Origin of the sequence: Halorubrum marinum (assembly GCF_048381195.1) — an archaeon.
Lineage (GTDB): Archaea > Halobacteriota > Halobacteria > Halobacteriales > Haloferacaceae > Halorubrum.
In genome coordinates, this window is sequence record NZ_JBLWMM010000006.1 from 531,534 (window position 1) to 551,950 (window position 20,417).

The window sequence follows — 20,417 nt, forward strand, 5'->3', positions numbered from 1 at the left end:
CGCCGCCGTCGGACCGTCGAACGGGACCGACGGTCACTCGAGGATGCTGTCGACGGTCCGCACGAACCGGTCGACGATCCGGTCCGGCAGCGAGGGGGACACCGTATCGAGGAGCTCGGCGGTCCGGTCCGGGCGAGCCAGCGTCAGCGTCACCGAGCGATCCGCGGAGCGCTCGACGACACCGGCGTCGACGAGCGTCGAGACGTGCCACGACACCGTGCTCCGCGCGAGCCCGAGCTCGTCCGTCAGCGCGGCCTGTCGCACCACACCGTCGGCGTGGAGCCGGACGATTATCTCGCGGGCGGTCTCGCGGCGGAGGAACGCGAGCGTTCGACGCTCCCACGGCTCGAAGGCGGGCTCGAAGTAGTGCGAGCGACCGCCGACGCGCTCGACGACGATCTCGCCGTCACGGACGAGCCGCCGGAGGTGATACTGCACCTGACCGGTGGCGATGTCGAGCTCGCGGCCGACGCGGTTGAAGTGGGTCCCGGGCGTGTCGCGGACGTGCCGTCGCACCCGAGTTCTGGTCGTCGCCATGTGCAGACAGATCGCGTAGCGGAGCGGTGTATAAAAAGCGCGCGCGGCTTCTCTTCGGGCGGGAGCGGTCGGGAGGTGTATTCTTACCGCGCCCGCCCCAAGCGGACGCACCGTGATCGCGACGCTCGCGCCGTTGGGGCTGTTGACCATCGAAGAGTGGGGCGTAGAGGGGTCGCTTGCGCTGCTCGCGGTGATCGCCGTCGCCGGGATCGGTACGGCCGTGCTCTTCGCCGTGAGCCTCGTCGCGTACCGCCGCCGCCGGAGCAGGCAGTACCTGCTCATCAGCGTCGCCGTCGGTGCCCTGCTGGCTCGATCCGTCGTGGGGGCCGGGACGGTCCTCGGGCACGTGCCCATGCCGGTGCACCACTTCGTCGAGCACAGCCTCGACTTCCTGATCGCGGCGACGATCCTCTACGCGGTGTACGCGCACGCGCCGGGGACCGTTCCCGGCGAGTCGTGAACGAGAATCGGTCGCGGCGAGCTCTCACTCGAGCCGAGTCCGAACGCGTTCGACCGCGGCGTCGACTCGGCCGCCGACTGCGAGCGTGCCGACCGAGACGGCGACGCCGGCGACGGTCCACCCGACGAGCGATCCGAGCGCGCGCCGGGTGTCGACCACGCCGCCGTCGTCGGCGAACGCGACGCCGATCACGTGCTCGAAGACGAGCCCGCGGAACGCTCCGTTCGGCGTGAGCGCGATCCGAGCCGGTATCGCGGCCGCCGAGGTCCCCTCCGCCAGCGACCGGAGGAGCGCGAGGTCGCCGCCGAGCACCCCGGCCACCAGCGCGAGGACCGCGAGCGCGAGCGCGCTTCGCCGACTCGACGCGACCGCGGAGACCGCGGCCGACAGCGACAGGAACGCCGCGCCGAGGAGCGCGACGAGCGCGAGGTACCGGAGGTACAAGAGCGGCGAGTCGACGCCGGTGTGAGTCGCGAAGATACCGGTGTCCGGCGCTGCCGTGACCCAGACGTACGTCCCGACCAGCGCGAACGGAACGCCGACGACCGCGAGCAGCGCGACGCACCGCGCGAGCAGCACGCCGAGCACGTAGCTCCCGACGCTCACGGGATACGTTCGTATCACGGCGAGTTCGCCACTCGCGGCGTCGGCGAGCAGCGAGCGGTATCCCAACGCGACGGCGAAAAGCGGCACCAACACCTCCGTCGGCAGGAGCAGGTCGACGACAGCCGGCACGAACCCCGTCGCTCCGCCGCCGCCGACGGCGACGAGCCCGCCGAGCACCGCGAGCAGCCCGACCGCGAGGGCGGCGTACCCGGGCGTGCGCAGCACCGTAGCGAGCTCGCGGCGGAACACGGTCCCCATCGCCCCGAGCCGTCCGACCCCGACGCCTCCGGACGCGTCGGTCATTCCTCGGACACCCCCGTCACGTGGACGGTCTCCCGCCCGCCCTCCGTCCCGTCCGAGCCGTCGCCGGTCTCGACTCCGCTCTCGTCCGGTTCCTCGTCTCCCGTGCCGACCGCCAGCGCGCGGTAGAGCCCGGCGGCGTCGCCGACGTCGTGTTCCGCACGGAGCACGTCGAGCGCCCCCGCGGCGACGATCCCTCCGCGAGCGAGGAGGACCACGGTGTCGGCGTACGCGTCGACGAGGCCGAGGTCGTGCGAACTGAGGACGACCGCCCTGCCGCCGTCGGACCCGGCGGCCGTCTCGGCGGCCGTCCGGAACGCGCGCTCGCGCATCCCCGGGTCGAGCCCGCTCGCGGGCTCGTCGAGGACGACGAGCGACGGGTCGCCGAGGGTCGCCTGCGCGATACCGAGCAGCCGCTTCATGCCGCCCGAGAGCGCCTCGACGCGCCGGTCTCTCGCGTCGCTGAGTCCGACCCGGTCGAGCGCCGCGTCGGGGTCCGCGCCGACCAGCCGGGCGTAGAACGCGAGCGTCTCGCGCGCCGTGAACCCCCCGCGGAACGGCACCCGCTGCGGGAGGTAGCCGATCGGCTTCGCGGCGCCGACTCCGTCGCCGCTCTCGCCCGCGCCCGGTCGCCGCACCGTCCCCGTGGTCGGCGTCACGGTGCCGGCGAGCAGCCCGAGCAGCGTCGACTTCCCGGAGCCGTTCGGGCCGACGACGGCGGTGACGCCGGGCTCGACCGCGAGCGACGCCCCGTCGAGCACCGGGACGCCGCCGTACGTACGAGTCACGTCGTCGAGCGCTGCGATCGGGCGGCGGTCGCCGGTCGTCATCGACTGCTCACCCCCGCGGTCGCGGTCGCAGTCGCGTTCGCAGTCCCCGCGGTCGCGGCGAACTCGCCCCGCCAGTCGGCGTGTGCGGGCGGTCCGTCCGGGTCGGCCGCGGCGGCGACCCGGTCCGGCGCGTGCGGCTCCGTGGCCGGTACCGGGTCGATGATGCTCCCCGAGCGGGCACCGGGGACGGTGCCGCGCAGGCGGTCGAGGAGCGCGCTCGCCGGCGACTCGCGGAGCGCGACCGCCGCGGGCTCTCGGTGGAGAGCGGCGTCGACCGGCGACGAGGGACGGTACGCTCGCTCGCCGGGCGCGTGGAGGCCGACGTCGGCGCCCTCCCAGTAGTTACCGCGGTCGCCGTCGGCCCAGACGCGCAGCGCGCCCGCCCCGGCGCTCGCGTGCCGGTCGTTCCCGACGAAGTCGTTGGCGACGACGCGACTGGCGGGGACGACGGTCGTCGCGCGGGCGCCCATCTCGTTGTCGACGAGGACGTTGCGCTCGTACAGCGAGCCGCGGGAGCTGGTGGAGAGCCCGAGCCGGTTGTTCGAGAGGGCGTTGTAGCCGACGTACGTCCCGGTGCCGGACGCCTGGATCCCCGCGCCGGAGCGACGGACGTCGTTTCCGACGATGGCGTTGTTCGCGGGCCGTGTCATCACCGTGATCCCGCCGTACGACATGTCACGGAAGGCGTTGTCCGCCACGAGGGCGTCGCCGGTGTACATGAGGTGGGTTCCGTAGCGGTTCACCGTGAACGTCGAGTTCCGAATCACCGAGCCGTCGGCCCGGTGGAGATAGACGCCGTCGCGACCGTCCGCGAACCGGCTGTCCGTGACCGTCACGCGCGACTCGATGCCGGTGACGCCCATGAACCCGTCGCGCCAGTCGTCGGCCCCGTCGACGCGGAGGTCGCGGATCACCGCGTCGGAGCCGTCGCGGAGGAGCACGCCGCTGGCGTTCGTCGCGACCGCCACGTCGTCGACGAAGAGGTCGGGCGCGCCGAGCCCGCGGATCCCGGCGTCGCCGTGGCCGTAGCCGAGCTGGATGTTCGTGTCCCACGTCTCGTCGTCGGCCGCCCGTGCGGCCTCCCGCGCCGCGTCCGGGTCCCGCGTCTGGTCGCCCGTGCCGTCGATGGAAACCCCCGAGATCGTCACGTTCGGTGCGCGAACGGTGATCACGGAGCCGTTCGCGTCGCCGACGATCCGGGCGTCGTCGCCGGCGGCTTGGCTGTCGTCGCCGGCGATCGTCACCGGCTTGGTCACGTCGAGCGTCTCCTCGTAGCGACCGGGCGGGACGACGACCGCGGTGTTCGGCGGGGCCTCGTCGAGCGCGGCCGCGATCGTCGGCGCGTCCTCCCCGACGACGACCGTGACGGGCCGGTCGGCGGTCCGCTCGGCCGCCGCGACGCGGTCGTCGGCCGCGGCCCACCGCGCCGGGGCCGTCTCGCGGACCGTCTCGGCCGAGTCGACCGCGAACGAGCGGGCGCGAACCGTCTCCCAATCGACGACTGCGCCGTCGTGTACCGCGGCGAACGCCTCGGCGGCGTCCCGCTCCGCGAACGGGATCACGGTCTCGCCGGAAGGGGTCCGCGCGTCGCTGTCGACGACGTACGCCGCCTCGTCGGCGGGCGTCCACGCGGGGGCGCGTCCGGCCGCGGTCCGGAACAAGCCCGACTCGGTCGTCCCCGGGTCGGTTCCGTCGAACGTCTCGACGTACGCGACGAGGGGGTAGCCGAACTGGCGCTCGGTTCGGTCGTCGCCGAGTCGGTCGACGAACGACTCGACGCCGTTGTAGCCGACGACGTACTGCAGCTGCGAGTAGAACACCTGCACGCGGGGGATCCGCGCGGAGGCGGCCATCAGCTCGTCGGTCTCCGCGGAGAGCCCGAGCGCGACCGTGTCGTCGTAGCGGACGGGGTCGGGCGTCGCCTCCGCGGGGTCGGCGAGGAACGCGCCCGCGGTCGCGACCGCGGCGACTGCGACGACCGCGACGAGCCCGACGAGCGCGAGCCGTGACCGGTCGCCGTACGGATCGAAAACTGCCACACTAGACCGTTGTCCGGTCGCGGTATAGCCGATCTGGTTCGTTCCTCGAACGAGACGATGAACGCGTCCCGAGGGCCTAAGACCACCGAAATCGGACGAGTACGTATGCCCGAACTCGACCTATCGGCGCTGTCTCGACGACGACTGCTGACCGGCCTCGCCGCGGGGACCGCGGTCGCCGCCGCCGGCTGTCTCGGCGACGACGCCGTCGACGACGTCTCGCCGACCGCCCTCGACGGCGAGCGCGCCTGCGACCAGTGCGGGATGGTGATCGAGGACCACCCCGGTCCGGTCGGCCAGATCCACTTCGCAGATGACCAACCCGAAGGGGGTCGTCCCGGGCAGTTCTGCAGCAGCACCTGTACGTACGCGTACCTGTTCGACGCCGAGGACGACGGGAGAGAGGCCCTCGCGACGTTCCTCACCGACTACTCGACCGTCGATTACGAGGCGTTCTCCGAGGGCGACGACACCCTGTTCTCCTCGCACGTCGAGGCGGCCGCCTTCTCGCGGCTCCCGGCGCTCACCGTCGTCGCGCGAAGCGAGGTCGCGGGCGCGATGGGGCCCGAACTGATCCCGTTCAGCGACGGCGACGACGTCGACGCGTTCGTCGAGGAGTACGGCGGCGAAGCGATGGCCGCCGAGGCGGTCGAGCGGGCGACGCTGGACGCCTTATAAATGCGCAACTGCGGTGAACATCCGCGACGGCTTATAAAACGGTGACGCACGTCGGCGATAGCGCATAACGCGTCGGTGGATACCGGCGATAACTTATGAATCGCCCCGCGATCCGGTCACTCCGAAATCGTCGTTTTCACGATGCTTACCGGGGCCGACGACTGTCGCGACACCCGCTCCGTGACGGACCCGAGCATCCGCCGGTAGCCGCCCGACCGCGTCTTCGATCCCATCACGGTGAGATCGATGTCTTCGCTCTCGATGTACCGGAGGATCTCCTCGTGGGGGACCCCGTACAGCAGTTCGGTGACGGTTTCGACCCCGGCGTCGGCCGCGTGAGCGGCTACCGAATCGAGCGCCTCGCGACCGAGTTCCTCTAGCGTCTCCGAGGCCCCCTCGGAGCCGTCGACGAACTCGTCGCCGGAGTACGCGTTGACGATGTCGCTGTCGACGACGTACAACACGTGGAGCGTCGCGCCGTAGCGGTCCGCGGCGTCGACGGCGTGGTCGATCGCGCGGTCGACGCCCTCGCTGCCGTCGGTCGGGAGGAGTATCCGATCGTACATATCTCGGGATTCGTCGGGCGATCGAATAAAAGGGTCGCCGTTTCCCGAACGGTTAACACGCTTCCACACCCCGAACCGCCCATGACAGAGGCCGCGGACCGACTGTTCGTTAACGGAGACGTCTACACGCTCGCGGTCGACAGCGACCGAGCTAACGACGCGGGGCCCCCGCACGAGACGCACGAGGCGGTCGCCGTTCGGGACGGTGCGATCGTCGGACTGGGACGCACCTACGACGTGGCGTTCCTCGCCGGCGTCGAAACCGAGGTGATCGACCTCGACGGCCGCGTGCTCCTCCCGGGCTTCGTCGACGCGCACACGCACCTGACGACGGTCGGCCGCTACCTCGTCCACGCCGATCTCTCCGCGGCCGACTCACCCGACGACGCCGTCTCACTGCTCACGGCCCGCGCGGCAGAGGTGACAGACGGGGAACCGGGCGAGGGTGGAGACCCGAGCGCTTCCGACGACTGGGTGCTCGGCTACGGCTACGACGAGTCGACGTGGGACGAGGAACGCTACCTCACCCGCGCCGACCTCGACCGCGTCTCGACCGACAGGCCGGTCGCGGCCTTCCGCGAGGACATGCACGTCGCCGCGGTCAACGGCGTCGTCTTCGACCGATTCGCCGAGGCGCTTGCGGCCGTGCCAGACGAGACGGTGCCCACGCACGACGACGCATCGATCGAGGACGGCGGCGACCCGACGGGCGTCCTCCTCGAGAGCGCGATCGACCCGATTTACCAGGCCGTCGAACCCGGACCCGCGGAGACCCGCGAGATCGCCTCGGCCGCGCTGGACCACTGTGCGCGCCACGGGATCACGGGCTTTCACGACATGGTTCGCGGGTCACGCGCGCCCCGCGTCTACCGCGAGCTCGACGCGGCCGGAGAACTGACCGCGCGCGTCCGGATCAACTACTGGAGCGACCACCTCGACGCCCTGCGCGAGGTCGGCCTCGGAACGAACGACGGGAGCGAGCGGGTCGAGACCGGGGCGATCAAGTCGTACACCGACGGGAGCTTCGGCGGTCGCACGGCTCGGCTCTCCGAGCCGTACGCGGACGCCCCCGACGAGACCGGCCAGTGGGTCGTCGACCCCGAGGAACTCGCCGAGACGGTCGCGGACGCGACCGACGCCGGCTACCAGTTCACCGCGCACGCGATCGGCGACCGCGCGGTCGACGCCGTCCTCGACGCCTACGAAAGCGACGCTGCGACCGACCCGGGCGAGGCTCGCCACCGGATCGAACACGTCGAGTTCGCGGACGACGAGGCGATCGAGCGGCTGGCCGAGACGGGCGTCGTCGCCAGCGTCCAGCCGAACTTCCTCAAGTGGGCGGGCGAGGACGGCCTGTACGACGCCCGGCTCGGCGACCGGCGGACCGAGACGAACCGCTACCGAGACATGCTCGACGCGGGCGTCCGACTCGCGTTCGGCTCCGACGGGATGCCGATGAACCCGCTCTTCGGCGTCCACCACGCGGTCAACGCACCGGCCCCCGCACAGCGGCTCGCGGTGACGGAGGCGCTGCGGGCCTACACCACGGGCGCGGCGTACGCCGGCTTCGACGAGGACCGGCTCGGGACGATCGAGCCCGGGAAACGCGCCGACTTCGTCGCCCTCGACGCGTCGCCGTGGGCCGACTCCGAGTCGATCCGCGACATCGACGTGGCGATGACGGTCGTCGACGGCGAGATTGTCTACGACGATCGATGAGGCGGGGGCGATCGACGCGGGGCGTCCGTCGATTGCGGGCGATCCGAAGCGGGCATCGTGAGAAGCCCCAGAGACCGTCGCGAAGCGCGTGAAAACGCCGCAAGGACTGCCCGTAAACTGTACTTATTAATCGTGTAGTACGAAGGGATCGGTATGGCAGAGATAGCCGTCGAGTACGCCGCCGGCAGCCGCCTCCAGCCGGAGGCGGAGACCGCCCGCCGCTTGATCGACTCCCACCTCGGCGACCGTTCGGACGTCGACGGGGTAACCCTGTCGCCCTCCAGCGACTCCGTGTTCTGCGTCAGCGTCGAGGGCGACCGCATCTGGTGTACCGATCCCCGCGAGTGGATCGATTCGATGGCGGCGGTCACCGCGGCTCGGCGACGACTCTCGGAACTCGGGTAGTTCGCTGCCGACGATCAGTCGTCCGCGCTCGCCGCGGCGTGCGTCCGAACGAACGCTCGGAGGAGCTTACCCGCTAGCGCCGCCGCCTGCCCGTCGTCGCGGTCGTTCACTTCGACGACATCGAACCCGTCCGCGTGCGGTGCGACCGCCCGGACGAGATCGCGGGCCTCGCGGGGGTCGAGCCCGAACGGCTCCATGGTCCCCGTTCCCGGCGCGAAGCCGGGGTCGAGGCCGTCGATATCGATGGAACAGTACACCGACTCAGTTGTGAAGGTGTCCGCGTCGATCTCGTCGAGCCACTCTCTGGCACGTTCCGGCGGAACGACCTCAACGTCGGCCTCCGCTGCGCGGTCCCACTCCGCCTTCGAGCCGGTGCGCGCACCGACGATCACGGCGCGGTCGACGCCGAGATCGTCGAGACACCGGCGCGTCACGCAGGCGTGATTCCACGGGTTCCCGTCGTAGGTATCGCGTAAGTCGAGGTGGGCGTCACAGACGACGAGCACGTCGGGATCGACCGCCTCGACGCCCGCGTACGTGACCGTGTGCTCGCCGCCGAGGGTGAGCGGGACCGCGCCGTCGTACGTGACGCTCCGGAGCTCGGCGGCGAGGTGGTCGAGATACGCCTCGACGTCGTCCCACGGCTGAACGTCGCCGGCGTCACAGACGCCGAGCGCGGAGAAGTCGCTCTCGGTTCGGTTGTCGTAATCGTCGTAGGTGTGCGCGAATCGCCGGATCCGGTCCGGTCCGAACCGGGTGCCCGGCTGAAACGTGGTCGTGGCGTCGAGGGGAGCGCCGACGACCACGTACGAAGCAGCCTCGCGGTCCGTCGTCGCTCCGGGGAACATGGCCTCGACTACCCGACGACCTTGCGCTGGCCTTCGTACTCCAGGTACTCGATGGTGTCGTCGGAGGTGAAGTCCTCGCCCTCGGGGATGCGCATGGTGAACGTCTCGTAGGTGTCCAGATCCATGACCTGCGCGTCGTTTCCGGAGACGGAGACGACCTGGCCCTGCTTCCGCTCGATGATCGGGACCCAGACCTTCGCGTCGACGGGCTGCGAGAGCGAGCGCTTCTTCTCGTCGAAGACGCCTTTGCCCTCAACGCGCGCCTTCGCGCTCCCGTGTTTGCCGGGCTTTGCTGTGCTGTAGTGGTTGATCTTGCAAGGCGAGCTGTCCATCATGACGTAGCTGCCCTCTTGCAGTTCGCGAACCTGCTTCTGCTCTCGCGGCATACGCGCTACTTTCAGAGGCGCGGGTATAAACGGTTTGGAACGACGGCGACGGCGTCGTTGACCTCGCCGAGAGCGGCACGCGAGCGCGTTAGGGGTGGAACTCGTCTTCGTACTCCTCGGGCTCGTCCTCGTCGTCTGCGTTCCCGTCCGGCGGGACGAACCCGCCGGTGAGGAGGTAGCTCACGATGAACATGACGAGAAAGCCGACCCCGACGGCGGCCGTCGTCCGAACGACGAACGGGAAGTCGATCCACCAGAAGTACCGGTCGGCGACGATCATCGCGACGATGGCGACGAACAGTATCTTCTGCTCGTCCGTCGGGTTACGGATGAATCCGACGACATCGTCTTGTAGCCCGTCGAGCAGGCCCATCTCAGGTACCCCCGTCGGCCGCGCTGCCGCGGTCAGTCCCATCCGCGGGACCGGCTTCGATCACCCGGCTCACTCGGCTGAGCCCCTCCTCCAACTCCTCGGTGGGAAGCCCGAACCCTATCCGGAAGCGGTCGGGGAAGCCGAACAGCGTCCCCGGCGCGAGCACGACGCTCTCCGCCTCGACGACGGTGCGACAGAACGCTTCGGCGTCGTCGAACTCGTCGGGAATCGTCACGAAGCCGTTGACGCCGACGGGGTCGTACCAGTCGAGGTCGTGGCGGTCGACCCAGTCGGCGACCGTGCGACGGTGCTCGCGAGCGAGTTCGCGATTCTCCTGCAAGATCCGCGTCTCGCGCCGACCGAGCGCCTGCTCGGCGACGTGTTGCCCGAACAGGCTCGGCGAGATGGTGGTGTAGTCCTTCCACCGCCACGCGCGCTCGACGACCGCCTCCGGGCCGGCGATCCAGCCGAAGCGGAGCCCGGCGAGCCCGTACGCCTTCGTGAGGCTCGTCGTGGAGATGCCGTGCGCGCCGAAGCTCGCGACCGGCGGCTGTGGCTCCTCGGCCAGCAGGCGGTACACCTCGTCACACAGCAGGTAGGCGTCGTGCTCGACGGCCACGTCGTAGACCGCCCGCATCGCCGATTCGTCGTGATACCGTCCGGTGGGGTTGTTCGGGTTGTTGACGACGACGACGGCGGTGTCGTCGCGGGCGGCGTCGGCGATCGCGTCGGGATCGAGCTTCCACTCGGGGGGCTCCAGCTCGACGCGGGTGACCTCGCCGAAGGCGTCGGGCACCGCGTGGAGGGCCTGATAGGTGGGCGTGACGACGACGGCGTGGGTGCCGGAGCCGACGGTATCGGATTCGTCCACTCCCCCCTCGTCGCCCAGAAGCGAGAGGAACGCGAGGAAGTTCGCCTCCTGGGTCCCGCAGGTGAAGAGGACCTCGTCGGCGCTCCGGCCGTAGCGGTCGCCGACGGCGGCGCGGAACTCGGGGTCGCCGTTCGTCGGGATCACGTAGTCGAGTCGGCCCGGGTCGAGGTCGAAGCGGCTCGCGTCGAGCGACCGGATACCGCTCTCGGCCAACATGATGTCGGCCTCGTGCTCGTACTCCGCGAACCAGCGTTCGAGGCCGAACGGGTCGATGTGCATACGCCGACTCGGAGCGGCGCGACGTTAGATGCTGCGGTCTCGTCCCTCCGCGTGGCGGTCAGCGAGTGTCCGGGACCGCGTTCGGGGAGGCCGAAGCGGCTGCGTGCGGGGAGACCGAAACGGCCGCGTGCGGGAGTGCCGGAAGAACGCGTTAATTCCGCTGCCGGAACGATTTTCACTCGCGGTTGTGAGGCGGCGACATGGTCTATTCTCGCCAGCGAGTCCTCGCCGCGCTGCTCGTCGCTGTGGCCGCGCTCACGGCGGTCGTCCTCGCCGACGTCCTGCAGACAGTCGTCTTCGCGATCACGGTCGCGTACGTCCTCTACCCACTTCGACAACAGCTCGTCCGCCGGGGGGTTTCACACCGGATCGCCAGCGCTGCCGCCACCGCGTGCGCGTTCCTCGCTGCCGTCGCGTTAATTGCGCCCGTCTTCTTCGTCCTCTACCGGCAACGAATGCAGCTGATAGACGCCCTCGGACGCGTTCCCGAGACCGTCCCGATCAGCGTCGGGGGGTTCGAACTGGCCATCGAGGTGGCCCCGCTGGTGACGTCCGCACAGGCGGCGATCCGGGAGGTCGCGATCGCCGCCAGCGCCGCGACACCGCGGCTCGTCCTCGAACTCGCCGTGTTCACCTTTCTGGTGTACGGGCTCCTCTATCGGCCGGGTGCCGTCGAGACCGCCGTCTTCCGCGTGATCCCGCCGGCGTACCACGATATCCCGACGCGGTTACACGTTCGGACGCGAACGACGCTGTACTCGATCTACGTCCTCCAAGCGGCGACGGCCGCGGCGACGTTCGTCCTCGGGTTCGCCGTGTTCTCCCTGCTCGGATACCGGTCGCCGTTCACGTTGGCGGTGATCGCCGGAATCTTACAGTTCGTTCCGGTCGTCGGGCCGAGCGTGCTCGTCGTCACGCTGGCCGCGAGCGATCTGCTCGTCGGTGCCACGACGCGGGCCGTCGCGGTGTTGGTGCTCGGACTCGTCCTCGTCTCGTTCGTTCCCGACGCGGTGATCCGCACCCAGCTCGCCGATCGGACGGGAGAGATCTCGCCGGGACTGTATTTCGTCGGGTTCGTCGGGGGGATCCTCACCGTCGGGCCGATCGGCCTCATCGTCGGGCCCCTCACCGTGTCGCTGTTGATCGAGGTCATCGAACTCCTCTCGGAGCGCGACGATCTCCCCGAGCATGTCGAGGGCGGATCCGGGTCGGGGGGCTGACCGCGAGCCCGGTAGCTGATTTCGCAGCGACTGACTGACTTCGAGCCGACCGGTTGATTCCCGTCACCACCCGAGTGACTGCGGGCGCTCGGTCCCGGCGCCGCCACCGGTACGGCTTTCCCGCTGTCGCCGTTATTCCTGACAACCGATGTCCCCCACGGACACGCCCGCCGCCCTCGGCGACGCACCCCACCTCCCGGCCCGGCGACTCGCAGACCTCGCCGACCGCGTTACCCCCGCCGAATCTGGCGACACGCTCGACGTGTTCGCGCCAGCCACCGACGAACGGATCGGGTCAGTACCCGCCTGCGACACCCCCGATGTCAACGCCGCGGTCGAGCGCGCGCGAGAGGCGCAGTCGGCGTGGGCGGAGACGCCCGTCGCCGAGCGCGCGGCCGTCATCGACCGGTTCGGCGACCTCGTTCTGGGTCGCCGAGCGGAGCTTCTCGATCTGCTACAGCTGGAGACGGGGAAATCGCGACTGACCGCCGTCGAGGAGCTGTTCGACGTACCGATGGGGTGCTCGTCGCTCGCGACCGCGGCCCCGGGCGTCCTCGCCGAGGAGCGACGGCGACCGGTGGCTCCCGGGATCACGACCGCGACCGTCACCTACGAGCCGCGGGGCGTCGTCGGCGTCATCTCCCCGTGGAACTACCCGCTCACGCTGTCGATGGCGGACGCGCTTCCGGCGCTCGTCGCGGGCAACGCGGTCGTCCTGAAACCGGACGAGAAGACGCCGTACGGCGCACTCGCGCTCGCCGAGCTGCTCGAAGTCGCCGGGCTGCCGGACGACCTCTTTCAGGTCGTCACGGGCGAGGGGCCGACCGTCGGACCGGCGCTGATCGATCGGGTCGACTACGTCGCGTTCACGGGGAGCACGGCGACCGGTCGGACCGTGGCCGAGCGGGCCGGGCGGAACCTGATCGACTGCTCGCTGGAGCTCGGCGGCAACAACCCCCTCGTCGTGCTCGACGACGCGGACGTCGCGGAGGCGGCCCGCGGCGCGGTCCAGGCCTGCTTCGCGAACGCCGGCCAGCTCTGTCTGTCCGCAGAGCGGATCTACGTCGTCGAACCCGCCTTCGAGGCCTTCTGTGACGCGTTCGTGGCTGAGACCGAACGGCTCTCGCTCGGAACCGGCTACGACTTCGACGCCGACCTCGGCTCGCTGATCGACGCCGACCAGCTGGAGCGGGTTCAGAGCCACGTGGACGGGGCGCGAGAGGCGGGCGCGACGGTGTTAACGGGCGGTCGCGGCCGCCCCGACGTGGCCCCGTACTGCTACGAGCCGACGGTGCTGACCGACGTCGATCCGGACTCGACGCTCGCCTGCGAGGAGACGTTCGGCCCCGTCGTCGCCGTGACGCCGGTCCGGGACGTCGACGCCGCGGTCGCGGCCGCGAACGACTCGCCGTACGGGCTCAACGCGAGCGTCTGGACGGCCGACCGCGAGCGAGGGGCAAAAATCGCCCGCGAGATCGACTGCGGCACGGTGAACGTGAACGACGGCTTCCTCGCGACGTGGGGGGCGACCGACGCCCCGATGGGCGGCTTCGGCGACTCCGGACTCGGGCGACGACACGGCCGCGAGGGGATCGAGCGGTACGTCGAATCCAGGACCGTCGGCGTCTCGCGCGTCGGTCCCCTCGCGTTCCCGGACCGGATCCCCACCGACTGGTTCGTTCGCGGGGCGTTCGCGGCGACGAAACTCGGACGGCGCGCGAGTCGAGCGGTGCGTCGGTTGCGAAAGCGACTCGGTCGCTGATCGACTGCGGATTCGGTCTCGCTGATCGACTGCGGATTCGGTCTCGCTGATCGACTGCGGTAATTTGCCTGCGGATTGAAGAGCATCGAATGCCATGTACACCCATGGCAGGCCCCGATCCGGACGAACTCCGCCACGTCGTCGTCGGGTTCCCGTCCCTCCCCGACGAGAGCGATGCTGATCGCCTCAACCGCGTCGACGACCTCCTCGACGGGACCTACGGCACGATGGCGACGAAATGGTACCCCGAACTCAGGGACGTGACCGAGGCGTTCGCCGCGGGTGACTGCCTGCGCGAGGACGTGCTCGAACACGTCGAGGGGGTGCCCTCGTTCCGGCTCTCGGACGGCGCGGCCCCGCTCCCGGAGAATCGTCGAGCGCTGGCGACGGCCGCGGACTTGGCCGACGAGGTGCGGGCGGTGTCCGACTGGTACGCCACCCTCCGGTCGCTCGTCGACGACGACCCCGCCGGACTGACCCGGTTCGAGCGTGCGCTTCACGACTTCGGCTACGTGTTCGCACACGGGCTCTTCCTCGGCGCGTCGTCGCCGGAGGACGTCGTCCGCCGGCTCCGGCTGGCCTATCGGTCGGTCGGCGTCGACATCGACGACACCGCGAGCGAGGGCGGCGCGGAGCGGACCACGTTCACCTGCCCGTACCGAAACGTCGGGGCGCGCGTCTGCGGCGAGAAGTGGGTGTGCCACGAGAAACTCGACCGGGTCGACGACGGCTACGTGACCTACCTACAAGAACGAGGCATCGACTACCAGCGCCCGCGGGACTGCGGCGACACCGAGCGGTGCTACTCCACCGTGGCGCGGGACGGCCCGGAACAGTGGTGGCCGAAGACCTCACCGGCGGCGATCGACGTAGGGCCGTGACCCCGGGACGCCGGAGCGGGCCGAGACGATCGACCGACCCGAAACGACCCGCCGGGCCGGAAAGCGACCGTGCGAACCGCGTTCGGAGAAGCTACGCGGCGTGGGCCCGCGTCTACGACTGGTTCGCGCGGGCGACCGCCTCCGTCGGGGGCGTCCGGGCGGGCTGCGTCGACGCCCTCGGTTTGGAGGCGGGCGACACCGTCGTCGAGTTCGGCTGTGGTTCCGGAGCCAACCTCCCGGCGCTCCGGGAGGCGGTCGGCCCCGAGGGACGCGTCGTCGGCGTCGACCTCACGCCCGCGATGCTCGATCGGGCGAGCGGGCTGGTCGAGCGACGGGGGTGGGAGAACGTCTCGCTGGTCTGTGGCGACGCCACGGATCCCCCGGTCCGGTCCGTCGACGGGGTGCTGGCGACGTTCGTCACGTCGCTGTTCCCCGACCCGTACGCGGTCGTGAGCGAGTGGTGCGAGCTGGCGAGCGACGTGGTCGTGGCCGGGTTCGCCCCCGGAAGCAACCGAGCGGCGAACGCGGGGCTGTGGGCGTTCGCCCGCCTGAACGGTCGGTTGTTCGACGCCGGCTCGCGGGATCCGCTCGATCGGCTCGCGGAGCGGACGGCCGCGTCGTGTCGGGCCCTCGAGGACCGGCTGTCTGCGGTCGAACGGGAGCGACGCCTCTTCGGAACGATCTCGGTGTGTGCGGGTCATCGGATCGGCGACGGCGGCGCTGGGGGTTCCGGGGGTGACCGCTCCCGGAACGCTCCGCCCGCGGAACGCAACGTTTAGCGCGCCCCCGTTCGCAGCATCGTCCATGAGCTTCTTCGAGACGCTCGGGGACCGGATCGAGGCCGTCGACAGCGTCGTCTCGGTCGGCCTCGACCCCGACCCGAGCCGGTTGCCAGAGTTCGTCGCCGACGCGGACCTGCCGCGGTGGGCGTTCAACCGCCGGATCATCGACGCGACCCACGAGCACGCGGCCTGCTACAAGCCCAACGCGGCCTTCTACGAGGACGCGGACGGCTGGCGCGCGCTTCGGGAGACCATCGCGTACGCCCACGGCAAGGGCGTTCCCGTCCTCCTCGACGCGAAACGCGCCGACATCGGCAACACGACCCGGCAGTACGCCGCGGCCCTCGACGACGCGGACGCGATCACGGTGAACCCGTATCTCGGACGGGACTCGCTTCAGCCGTTCCTCGACCGCGAGGACAAGGGCGTGTTCATCCTCTGTCGGACGTCGAATCCGGGCGGGAGCGACCTTCAGGACCTCGAACTCGCCTCGGGAGAGCCGCTGTACGAACGGGTCGCGGCGCTCGCGGACGTGTGGAACGCCAACGCGAACGTCGGGCTCGTCGTCGGCGCGACGACGACCGACGAGCTCGCCGACGTGCGCGAGGTCGTGCCCGAGATCCCGTTCCTCGTTCCCGGCGTGGGCGCGCAAGGCGGCGACGCGGAGGCCGCCGTCGAGCACGGGCTCGCGCCGCATCCCGACACGGCCGTCGACGTCGGGCTCGTCAACTCCTCTCGGGGGATCATCTTCGCGGGCGAGGAGTCGAGCCGACCGGCCGAGGAAGCCACGTATATCGGTGCCGCCGGCGACGCGGCGAAGCGCCTCAAAAAGCGTCTGAATCAGTTCCGTTGAGAGCGGATCGGTCGCCGCGCTGCTCGGCCGCGATGACCGGTCCGTTTCTCGCCCCGCAGTGTCACTGACGCGGTCCGCCGACGCACGCCGTGCAGGCGCCCACCCCGTCGTTCCAGTGGTCGTCGCAGACGGCCCGGCCGCACTGCGAGCAGCTGTGACGCGCCACCGCCGCCTCACAGACGTGACAGAGTCCGGTTACGCTCATGCTCGTTCTACGGTCGGGTCCCTTATCAGGACCCGGGTCGACCCCACCGTATGCGCCAGTTCGTCGTCATCGGCCACGACGTCCCGACGGATCCGGACGCGATCTCGCTGTCGGACATCCCCGGGGCGGGCCGGCTCGACCTCCTCTGTCGGTGCGTCTCGACCGGGGTGTTCCTCTCGCACGGCATCCGCGAACGCGTGCGGGTTCACCTCGTGATCGCCGACGCGTTCACCGTCACCTTCGACGCGGACACGCTCCGACATCTCCACCCCGACGAGCGCAACGTCGCCGCCCGCGTCCGAGACGCCATCGACGCGAAAGCGGACGCGATCGGCCACATGCCGGCCGACGTCTCTCCCGGCGTGGAGCTCCGACGGATGGGACTAGAGGCCACGCTAGACCGACTGGTCGGCGACGACGCCGGGGCCGACGGCGGGCCCGCGGACCCGACGCTCGTCCAACTGCACGAGGCGGGCGACCCGCTCGTGGACGCCGAACCGCCCGCGGACCCGGTGTTCGTCCTCTCCGATCACAACGACTTCACCGCGGACGAGGAGTCGTCGCTGTCGGCGGCCGCGGACCGACGGGTGCGGGTCGGGCCGGAACTCCTCCACGCCGACGACACGATCGCGGTCGTCCACAACTGGCTCGACACCGACGGCTACGAGTCGTACTGATACGGGGGCGACAGGCGATGTCCGACACTCCGGCGGACGACGTCGACGCGACCGCGGACTCCGAGTCGGTCGACCGCCGCACCACGACCGCGCCGGCGACTGACGACCGGTTCGTCGTCCCCCTCCGCGGCGTCGACGTCGACCCCGAGACGCGGTGTGCCCACTGGGACGCGCCGGTCGACGTGATTGCGCTGCGGTTCGGCTGCTGTGAGGTCTACTACCCCTGTGACGCGTGTCACGACGCCGCGACGGGCCACGAGCCGGAGCCGTGGCCCCGCGAGCGGTTCGACGAGCCGGCGGTGCTGTGCGGGGGCTGCGGGGCGACGCTGACCGCGACCGCGTACCTCGACGGCGACGGAGAGGTCCAACGCGCCTCTCGCAGTCGGACGCAGTCCGACGACAGCGAGGGACAGAGTCCCTCTGGCAACCGGGCCTCGCCCGACTGTCACCGGGCGAAGCCCGACGACGACGCGTGCCCGGAGTGCGGCGCCGCGTTCAACCCCGGCTGTCGGGCGCACCGGGACCGGTACTTCGAGGCGTGAGGGCGAATCGGGTGCGTCGGGAGGGCGCTATCGAGCGCGGCACGAAGGCGCGTTCGGGCGATTGGCCGTGCCGCGGGCGAGTGAGTCGACCCTGCTTTCGGAAGGATTAAAAGAACGAGCGGCCTTCTGTGAGATGCGGGCCGGTGGGGTAGCTTGGTATCCTTCGGCCTTCGGGTGGCCGTAACCACGATTCAAATTCGTGCCGGCCCACTTCTCCCGCATCCGTTTTTACGCTGACCAGCCACGGCCTTCGGGTGGCCGTACCACGTTCTCGTGAGCGGAGCGAACGAGAGCAAGCGAGACGAGCGGAGCGAGTCTCGCGTGATTCAACATTCGTGCCGGCCCACTTCTCCCGCATCCGTTTTTACCTGACTTGAGGTGCTAAGGCCCCTTCCTCAACGAGCGAGCAAAGCGAGCGAGGGATCTCGTCTGTGTCTCACTTCGCGTCGGTACACTCCTGCGCTTGTAATCGCCCCGTCACCCTGGACAGCGTGGCACGGCTCGAAGACCCGGTCGCGAACTGGCCGAATGTGAGTTGTTAACAGATCCGTATCTCTTTGCCCGTATAGAATAGTAACAGAATATGAAACTAACAGGAGGTGTGTTACAGCTTCTCCTGGTAGTGGGGATCCTCTTCCTCGCGGGCTGTGCGGGCGCAGTACCCGCCGATCAAGCACCGACGGAACCGAACACGAGCGACGAATCGACGGTTGAAACGGCGAACGGGACCGTCGAGATTCACTACATCAACGTCGGGCAGTCGGACAGCACGCTCGTCGTCGGTCCGGAGGGGGAGACGATGCTCGTCGACACGGGCCATTACAACGACGACGGCGAGCGCGTGTTACGGTACTTACAGCGGCACGGCATCACCCGGATCGATCATCTCGTCACCTCGCACAACGACGCGGATCACATCGGCGGCAACGCGGCGGTCATCGAGTACTACGAGACGGAAGCGGAGGGGATCGGCGCGATATACGACCCGGGGATCGCCGCGAGTACGCGGACCTACGCCGAGTACCTCGACGCCGTCGAGGAACACGACGTGACGCTGTACGAGACGCGGGAGGGGGACCCGATCTCGTTCGGGGACGTCGACGTCGACGTGCTCGGGCCGCCCGAGCCGTACCTCGAAAACGAAGCCCGAAACGAGAACAGCATCGTCCTCAGGCTCACGCACGGGGAGACGAGCTTCCTGCTCTCCGGGGACGCCGAGGACGACCAAGAGCGGTACCTCGTCGACGCGTACGGCAGTGACCTCCGGTCGACCGTGCTGAAGGCGGGCCACCACGGCTCGTCGAGCTCGTCGAGCGAGCCGTTCGTCGACGCGGTGCAGCCGCAGGCGGTTGTCGTTTCGAGCGCGTACGACTCGCAGTACGGACACCCGCACGACGAGGTCCTACGGCGGCTTTCGGATCGGTCGATCCCGATGTATTGGACCGCGACGCACGGCGATACCGTGCTCGTGAGCGACGGGAGCGGCGTCTCCGTACGGACGCAGCGTGACGCGCCGACCGACGCGCTCGCGATCCGCGACGGCGACCCGATCGCGCCGGGCACGAGCGGCGACGTCGTCGAGCGCGCTCGGCTCGGCGGCGGTCCGGTCGAGAGCGATTTCGCGGCCGACGATGAGGGGCGTGGGGGCGACGACGAGACTGCGGCCGACGGCGACGAGACGGGCGACACCGCCGGGGGGAACGAGACGACGTCGACGGAGTCGGACGGGGTGCCGGCGATCGCCGCGATCAACGCGGACGCCGAGGGCAACGACTGGGAGAACCTCAACGACGAGTACGTCGTCTTCGAAAACGCGGGCGACGAGCCGATCGATCTGTCCGGCTGGACCGTCGAGGACGAGGCGGCCCGGAGCTACGAGTTCCCGCACGGGTTCACGCTCGATCCGGGCGCGACGGTGACGCTGCGAACCGGGAGCGGAACCGACACCGACACCGAGCTGTACTGGGGATCGGGCTCGCCGGTCTGGAACAACGACGGCGACACAGTGATACTCTCGAACGCCGACGGAGAACGCGTGATCGAGGTGCGCTACGAATGACTGATATCGAACTCCCGGACGGCGAGTACACCGCGGTCGTCGACACCGTCGAAGACGGGCTCGCGACCGTGTTCTTCGAACGCGACGGCGAGGAGGTCGGGAACGCGGTTCTGGAGGACTCTCGGCTCCCGTCGAACGCGCGGCACGCCGACGCTATTCTCTCGGTGACACTCGGCGGTGGGCGCATCGAGTCCGCCTCGTACGAGCCCGAGCGGACGGCGACCCGATCGGAGGCGGCGCAGGACCGATTCGATCGGCTCTCGAAGCGTCCGCCGTCCGACGAAGAGACGTAGCTGAGCCGCGCATACCGTTTGCTCCGGAAGCGTGCGGAATTCGGTGATTTTTGACGGAGTGCGATGCGAACCAACGCGGCGTCGGCGAACATCGAGCAGCGCTCGAACGCGTGGCTGCAACAGATGAGAGTGTCGATATCGGGGTCGCTCCCGCGTGTTCGCGCCGCCCTCGACCGCGAGGCCTCGGTCTTCCCACTACTCGTACAGACACACCTCGCACGCAACTTCCACTCAAACATCCCCACG

The 20,417-nt window shown here is 69.9% G+C and carries 22 protein-coding genes and 1 tRNA gene; 14 read left to right on the forward strand and 9 right to left on the reverse strand.

Annotation, left to right across the window (positions count from 1 at the left end; genetic code table 11):
• Positions 1-33: 33 nt before the first annotated feature.
• Positions 34-537: a winged helix-turn-helix transcriptional regulator gene (locus ACNSN4_RS12080; RefSeq protein ID WP_418286067.1), complete on the reverse strand. Its 504-nt coding sequence runs from the start codon at positions 535-537 to the stop codon at positions 34-36.
• A gap of 115 nt (positions 538-652) precedes the next feature.
• Here ACNSN4_RS12080 and ACNSN4_RS12085 point away from each other — a divergent pair, with 115 nt between their 5' ends.
• The gene (locus tag ACNSN4_RS12085) at positions 653-997 is read left to right on the forward strand and encodes a DUF7471 family protein (RefSeq protein WP_418286367.1); all 345 of its coding nucleotides are present in this window, start codon (positions 653-655) and stop codon (positions 995-997) included.
• A 24-nt stretch (positions 998-1,021) separates the two neighbouring features.
• Here the strand turns inward: ACNSN4_RS12085 and ACNSN4_RS12090 are convergent, their stop codons facing one another.
• From ACNSN4_RS12090 to ACNSN4_RS12100, 3 genes are read right to left on the reverse strand one after another with little or no spacing between them, the layout of a single operon-like run.
• Complete coding sequence (locus tag ACNSN4_RS12090; RefSeq protein ID WP_418286068.1) at positions 1,022-1,906, reverse strand: ABC transporter permease subunit; 885 nt, start codon at positions 1,904-1,906, stop codon at positions 1,022-1,024.
• Positions 1,903-2,733, reverse strand: a complete 831-nt coding sequence (locus ACNSN4_RS12095; RefSeq protein WP_418286069.1) for an ABC transporter ATP-binding protein — start codon at positions 2,731-2,733, stop codon at positions 1,903-1,905. The genes ACNSN4_RS12090 and ACNSN4_RS12095 overlap by 4 nt, the downstream gene beginning before the upstream one ends.
• The gene (locus ACNSN4_RS12100; RefSeq protein WP_418286070.1) at positions 2,730-4,772 is read right to left on the reverse strand and encodes a NosD domain-containing protein; all 2,043 of its coding nucleotides are present in this window, start codon (positions 4,770-4,772) and stop codon (positions 2,730-2,732) included. The genes ACNSN4_RS12095 and ACNSN4_RS12100 overlap by 4 nt, the downstream gene beginning before the upstream one ends.
• A gap of 105 nt (positions 4,773-4,877) precedes the next feature.
• Here ACNSN4_RS12100 and ACNSN4_RS12105 point away from each other — a divergent pair, with 105 nt between their 5' ends.
• Positions 4,878-5,450, forward strand: coding sequence for a nitrous oxide reductase accessory protein NosL (locus tag ACNSN4_RS12105; RefSeq protein WP_418286071.1), 573 nt, complete (start codon positions 4,878-4,880; stop codon positions 5,448-5,450).
• Positions 5,451-5,566: 116 nt separating this feature from the next.
• On the opposite strand, the gene ACNSN4_RS12110 is transcribed toward ACNSN4_RS12105, so the two are convergent.
• Complete coding sequence (locus tag ACNSN4_RS12110) at positions 5,567-6,016, reverse strand: universal stress protein (RefSeq protein ID WP_418286072.1); 450 nt, start codon at positions 6,014-6,016, stop codon at positions 5,567-5,569.
• Between the two features lie 81 nt (positions 6,017-6,097).
• Between ACNSN4_RS12110 and ACNSN4_RS12115 the strand changes: the two genes are divergently transcribed.
• Positions 6,098-7,735 (forward strand): amidohydrolase, encoded by a 1,638-nt coding sequence (locus ACNSN4_RS12115; protein WP_418286073.1) that lies wholly within the window; start codon positions 6,098-6,100, stop codon positions 7,733-7,735.
• Positions 7,736-7,888: 153 nt separating this feature from the next.
• On the forward strand, positions 7,889-8,140 hold the full coding sequence (locus ACNSN4_RS12120) for a SelT/SelW/SelH family protein (RefSeq protein ID WP_418286074.1): 252 nt from the start codon (positions 7,889-7,891) through the stop codon (positions 8,138-8,140).
• 14 nt (positions 8,141-8,154) lie between these two features.
• Here ACNSN4_RS12120 and speB read toward each other — a convergent pair whose 3' ends face one another.
• The 4 genes from speB to ACNSN4_RS12140 all read right to left on the reverse strand — a co-directional run bounded on the left by speB (position 8,155) and on the right by ACNSN4_RS12140 (position 10,897).
• Positions 8,155-8,988: an agmatinase gene (gene speB, locus ACNSN4_RS12125; RefSeq protein ID WP_418286075.1), complete on the reverse strand. Its 834-nt coding sequence runs from the start codon at positions 8,986-8,988 to the stop codon at positions 8,155-8,157.
• Positions 8,989-8,996: 8 nt separating this feature from the next.
• Positions 8,997-9,374 (reverse strand): translation initiation factor IF-5A, encoded by a 378-nt coding sequence (locus ACNSN4_RS12130; RefSeq protein WP_379770243.1) that lies wholly within the window; start codon positions 9,372-9,374, stop codon positions 8,997-8,999.
• Between the two features lie 88 nt (positions 9,375-9,462).
• Entirely contained in the window at positions 9,463-9,747 is a 285-nt protein-coding gene (locus tag ACNSN4_RS12135; protein ID WP_418286076.1) for a hypothetical protein, read from the reverse strand.
• 1 nt (position 9,748) lies between these two features.
• Positions 9,749-10,897: an aminotransferase class I/II-fold pyridoxal phosphate-dependent enzyme gene (locus tag ACNSN4_RS12140; protein WP_418286077.1), complete on the reverse strand. Its 1,149-nt coding sequence runs from the start codon at positions 10,895-10,897 to the stop codon at positions 9,749-9,751.
• A gap of 200 nt (positions 10,898-11,097) precedes the next feature.
• Here ACNSN4_RS12140 and ACNSN4_RS12145 point away from each other — a divergent pair, with 200 nt between their 5' ends.
• The 10 genes from ACNSN4_RS12145 (at position 11,098) to ACNSN4_RS12190 (ending at position 20,171) form a co-directional block, all read left to right on the forward strand.
• Complete coding sequence (locus ACNSN4_RS12145; protein WP_418286078.1) at positions 11,098-12,117, forward strand: AI-2E family transporter; 1,020 nt, start codon at positions 11,098-11,100, stop codon at positions 12,115-12,117.
• 148 nt (positions 12,118-12,265) lie between these two features.
• The gene (locus tag ACNSN4_RS12150) at positions 12,266-13,879 is read left to right on the forward strand and encodes a succinic semialdehyde dehydrogenase (protein WP_418286079.1); all 1,614 of its coding nucleotides are present in this window, start codon (positions 12,266-12,268) and stop codon (positions 13,877-13,879) included.
• 104 nt (positions 13,880-13,983) lie between these two features.
• Positions 13,984-14,760 carry a hypothetical protein gene (locus ACNSN4_RS12155; RefSeq protein ID WP_418286080.1) on the forward strand — a complete coding sequence of 259 codons (777 nt, stop codon included), beginning with the start codon at positions 13,984-13,986 and terminating at the stop codon, positions 14,758-14,760.
• Complete coding sequence (locus tag ACNSN4_RS12160) at positions 14,715-15,539, forward strand: class I SAM-dependent methyltransferase (protein WP_418286081.1); 825 nt, start codon at positions 14,715-14,717, stop codon at positions 15,537-15,539. Before ACNSN4_RS12155 ends, ACNSN4_RS12160 begins: the two co-directional genes overlap by 46 nt.
• A gap of 25 nt (positions 15,540-15,564) precedes the next feature.
• Positions 15,565-16,395 (forward strand): orotidine-5'-phosphate decarboxylase, encoded by an 831-nt coding sequence (gene pyrF, locus ACNSN4_RS12165; protein ID WP_418286082.1) that lies wholly within the window; start codon positions 15,565-15,567, stop codon positions 16,393-16,395.
• Between the two features lie 255 nt (positions 16,396-16,650).
• Positions 16,651-17,277: a tRNA (pseudouridine(54)-N(1))-methyltransferase TrmY gene (gene trmY / locus ACNSN4_RS12170; protein ID WP_418286083.1), complete on the forward strand. Its 627-nt coding sequence runs from the start codon at positions 16,651-16,653 to the stop codon at positions 17,275-17,277.
• Positions 17,278-17,294: 17 nt separating this feature from the next.
• The gene (locus ACNSN4_RS12175; protein WP_418286084.1) at positions 17,295-17,819 is read left to right on the forward strand and encodes a CHY zinc finger protein; all 525 of its coding nucleotides are present in this window, start codon (positions 17,295-17,297) and stop codon (positions 17,817-17,819) included.
• Positions 17,820-17,956: 137 nt separating this feature from the next.
• A tRNA-Pro gene (locus tag ACNSN4_RS12180) sits at positions 17,957-18,029 on the forward strand.
• Between the two features lie 373 nt (positions 18,030-18,402).
• Positions 18,403-19,878, forward strand: coding sequence for a lamin tail domain-containing protein (locus tag ACNSN4_RS12185; protein ID WP_418286085.1), 1,476 nt, complete (start codon positions 18,403-18,405; stop codon positions 19,876-19,878).
• Positions 19,875-20,171 carry a DUF3006 family protein gene (locus ACNSN4_RS12190; RefSeq protein WP_418286086.1) on the forward strand — a complete coding sequence of 99 codons (297 nt, stop codon included), beginning with the start codon at positions 19,875-19,877 and terminating at the stop codon, positions 20,169-20,171. Before ACNSN4_RS12185 ends, ACNSN4_RS12190 begins: the two co-directional genes overlap by 4 nt.
• Positions 20,172-20,417: the final 246 nt, after the last annotated feature.

What these genes read in the sequence shown, in the direction of transcription:
- ACNSN4_RS12175 (WP_418286084.1), top strand. Translation starts at nt 17,295, where the DNA reads ATGTCCGACACTCCGGCGGACGACGTCGACGCGACCGCGGACTCCGAG.
- trmY (WP_418286083.1), top strand. Translation starts at nt 16,651, where the DNA reads ATGCGCCAGTTCGTCGTCATCGGCCACGACGTCCCGACGGATCCGGAC.
- speB (WP_418286075.1), bottom strand. Translation starts at nt 8,988, where the DNA reads ATGTTCCCCGGAGCGACGACGGACCGCGAGGCTGCTTCGTACGTGGTC.
- ACNSN4_RS12185 (WP_418286085.1), top strand. Translation starts at nt 18,403, where the DNA reads ATGAAACTAACAGGAGGTGTGTTACAGCTTCTCCTGGTAGTGGGGATC.
- ACNSN4_RS12140 (WP_418286077.1), bottom strand. Translation starts at nt 10,897, where the DNA reads ATGCACATCGACCCGTTCGGCCTCGAACGCTGGTTCGCGGAGTACGAG.
- ACNSN4_RS12130 (WP_379770243.1), bottom strand. Translation starts at nt 9,374, where the DNA reads ATGCCGCGAGAGCAGAAGCAGGTTCGCGAACTGCAAGAGGGCAGCTAC.
- ACNSN4_RS12155 (WP_418286080.1), top strand. Translation starts at nt 13,984, where the DNA reads ATGGCAGGCCCCGATCCGGACGAACTCCGCCACGTCGTCGTCGGGTTC.
- ACNSN4_RS12090 (WP_418286068.1), bottom strand. Translation starts at nt 1,906, where the DNA reads ATGACCGACGCGTCCGGAGGCGTCGGGGTCGGACGGCTCGGGGCGATG.
- ACNSN4_RS12095 (WP_418286069.1), bottom strand. Translation starts at nt 2,733, where the DNA reads ATGACGACCGGCGACCGCCGCCCGATCGCAGCGCTCGACGACGTGACT.
- ACNSN4_RS12120 (WP_418286074.1), top strand. Translation starts at nt 7,889, where the DNA reads ATGGCAGAGATAGCCGTCGAGTACGCCGCCGGCAGCCGCCTCCAGCCG.
- ACNSN4_RS12105 (WP_418286071.1), top strand. Translation starts at nt 4,878, where the DNA reads ATGCCCGAACTCGACCTATCGGCGCTGTCTCGACGACGACTGCTGACC.
- ACNSN4_RS12115 (WP_418286073.1), top strand. Translation starts at nt 6,098, where the DNA reads ATGACAGAGGCCGCGGACCGACTGTTCGTTAACGGAGACGTCTACACG.
- ACNSN4_RS12145 (WP_418286078.1), top strand. Translation starts at nt 11,098, where the DNA reads ATGGTCTATTCTCGCCAGCGAGTCCTCGCCGCGCTGCTCGTCGCTGTG.
- ACNSN4_RS12150 (WP_418286079.1), top strand. Translation starts at nt 12,266, where the DNA reads ATGTCCCCCACGGACACGCCCGCCGCCCTCGGCGACGCACCCCACCTC.
- ACNSN4_RS12190 (WP_418286086.1), top strand. Translation starts at nt 19,875, where the DNA reads ATGACTGATATCGAACTCCCGGACGGCGAGTACACCGCGGTCGTCGAC.
- ACNSN4_RS12110 (WP_418286072.1), bottom strand. Translation starts at nt 6,016, where the DNA reads ATGTACGATCGGATACTCCTCCCGACCGACGGCAGCGAGGGCGTCGAC.
- pyrF (WP_418286082.1), top strand. Translation starts at nt 15,565, where the DNA reads ATGAGCTTCTTCGAGACGCTCGGGGACCGGATCGAGGCCGTCGACAGC.
- ACNSN4_RS12135 (WP_418286076.1), bottom strand. Translation starts at nt 9,747, where the DNA reads ATGGGCCTGCTCGACGGGCTACAAGACGATGTCGTCGGATTCATCCGT.
- ACNSN4_RS12080 (WP_418286067.1), bottom strand. Translation starts at nt 537, where the DNA reads ATGGCGACGACCAGAACTCGGGTGCGACGGCACGTCCGCGACACGCCC.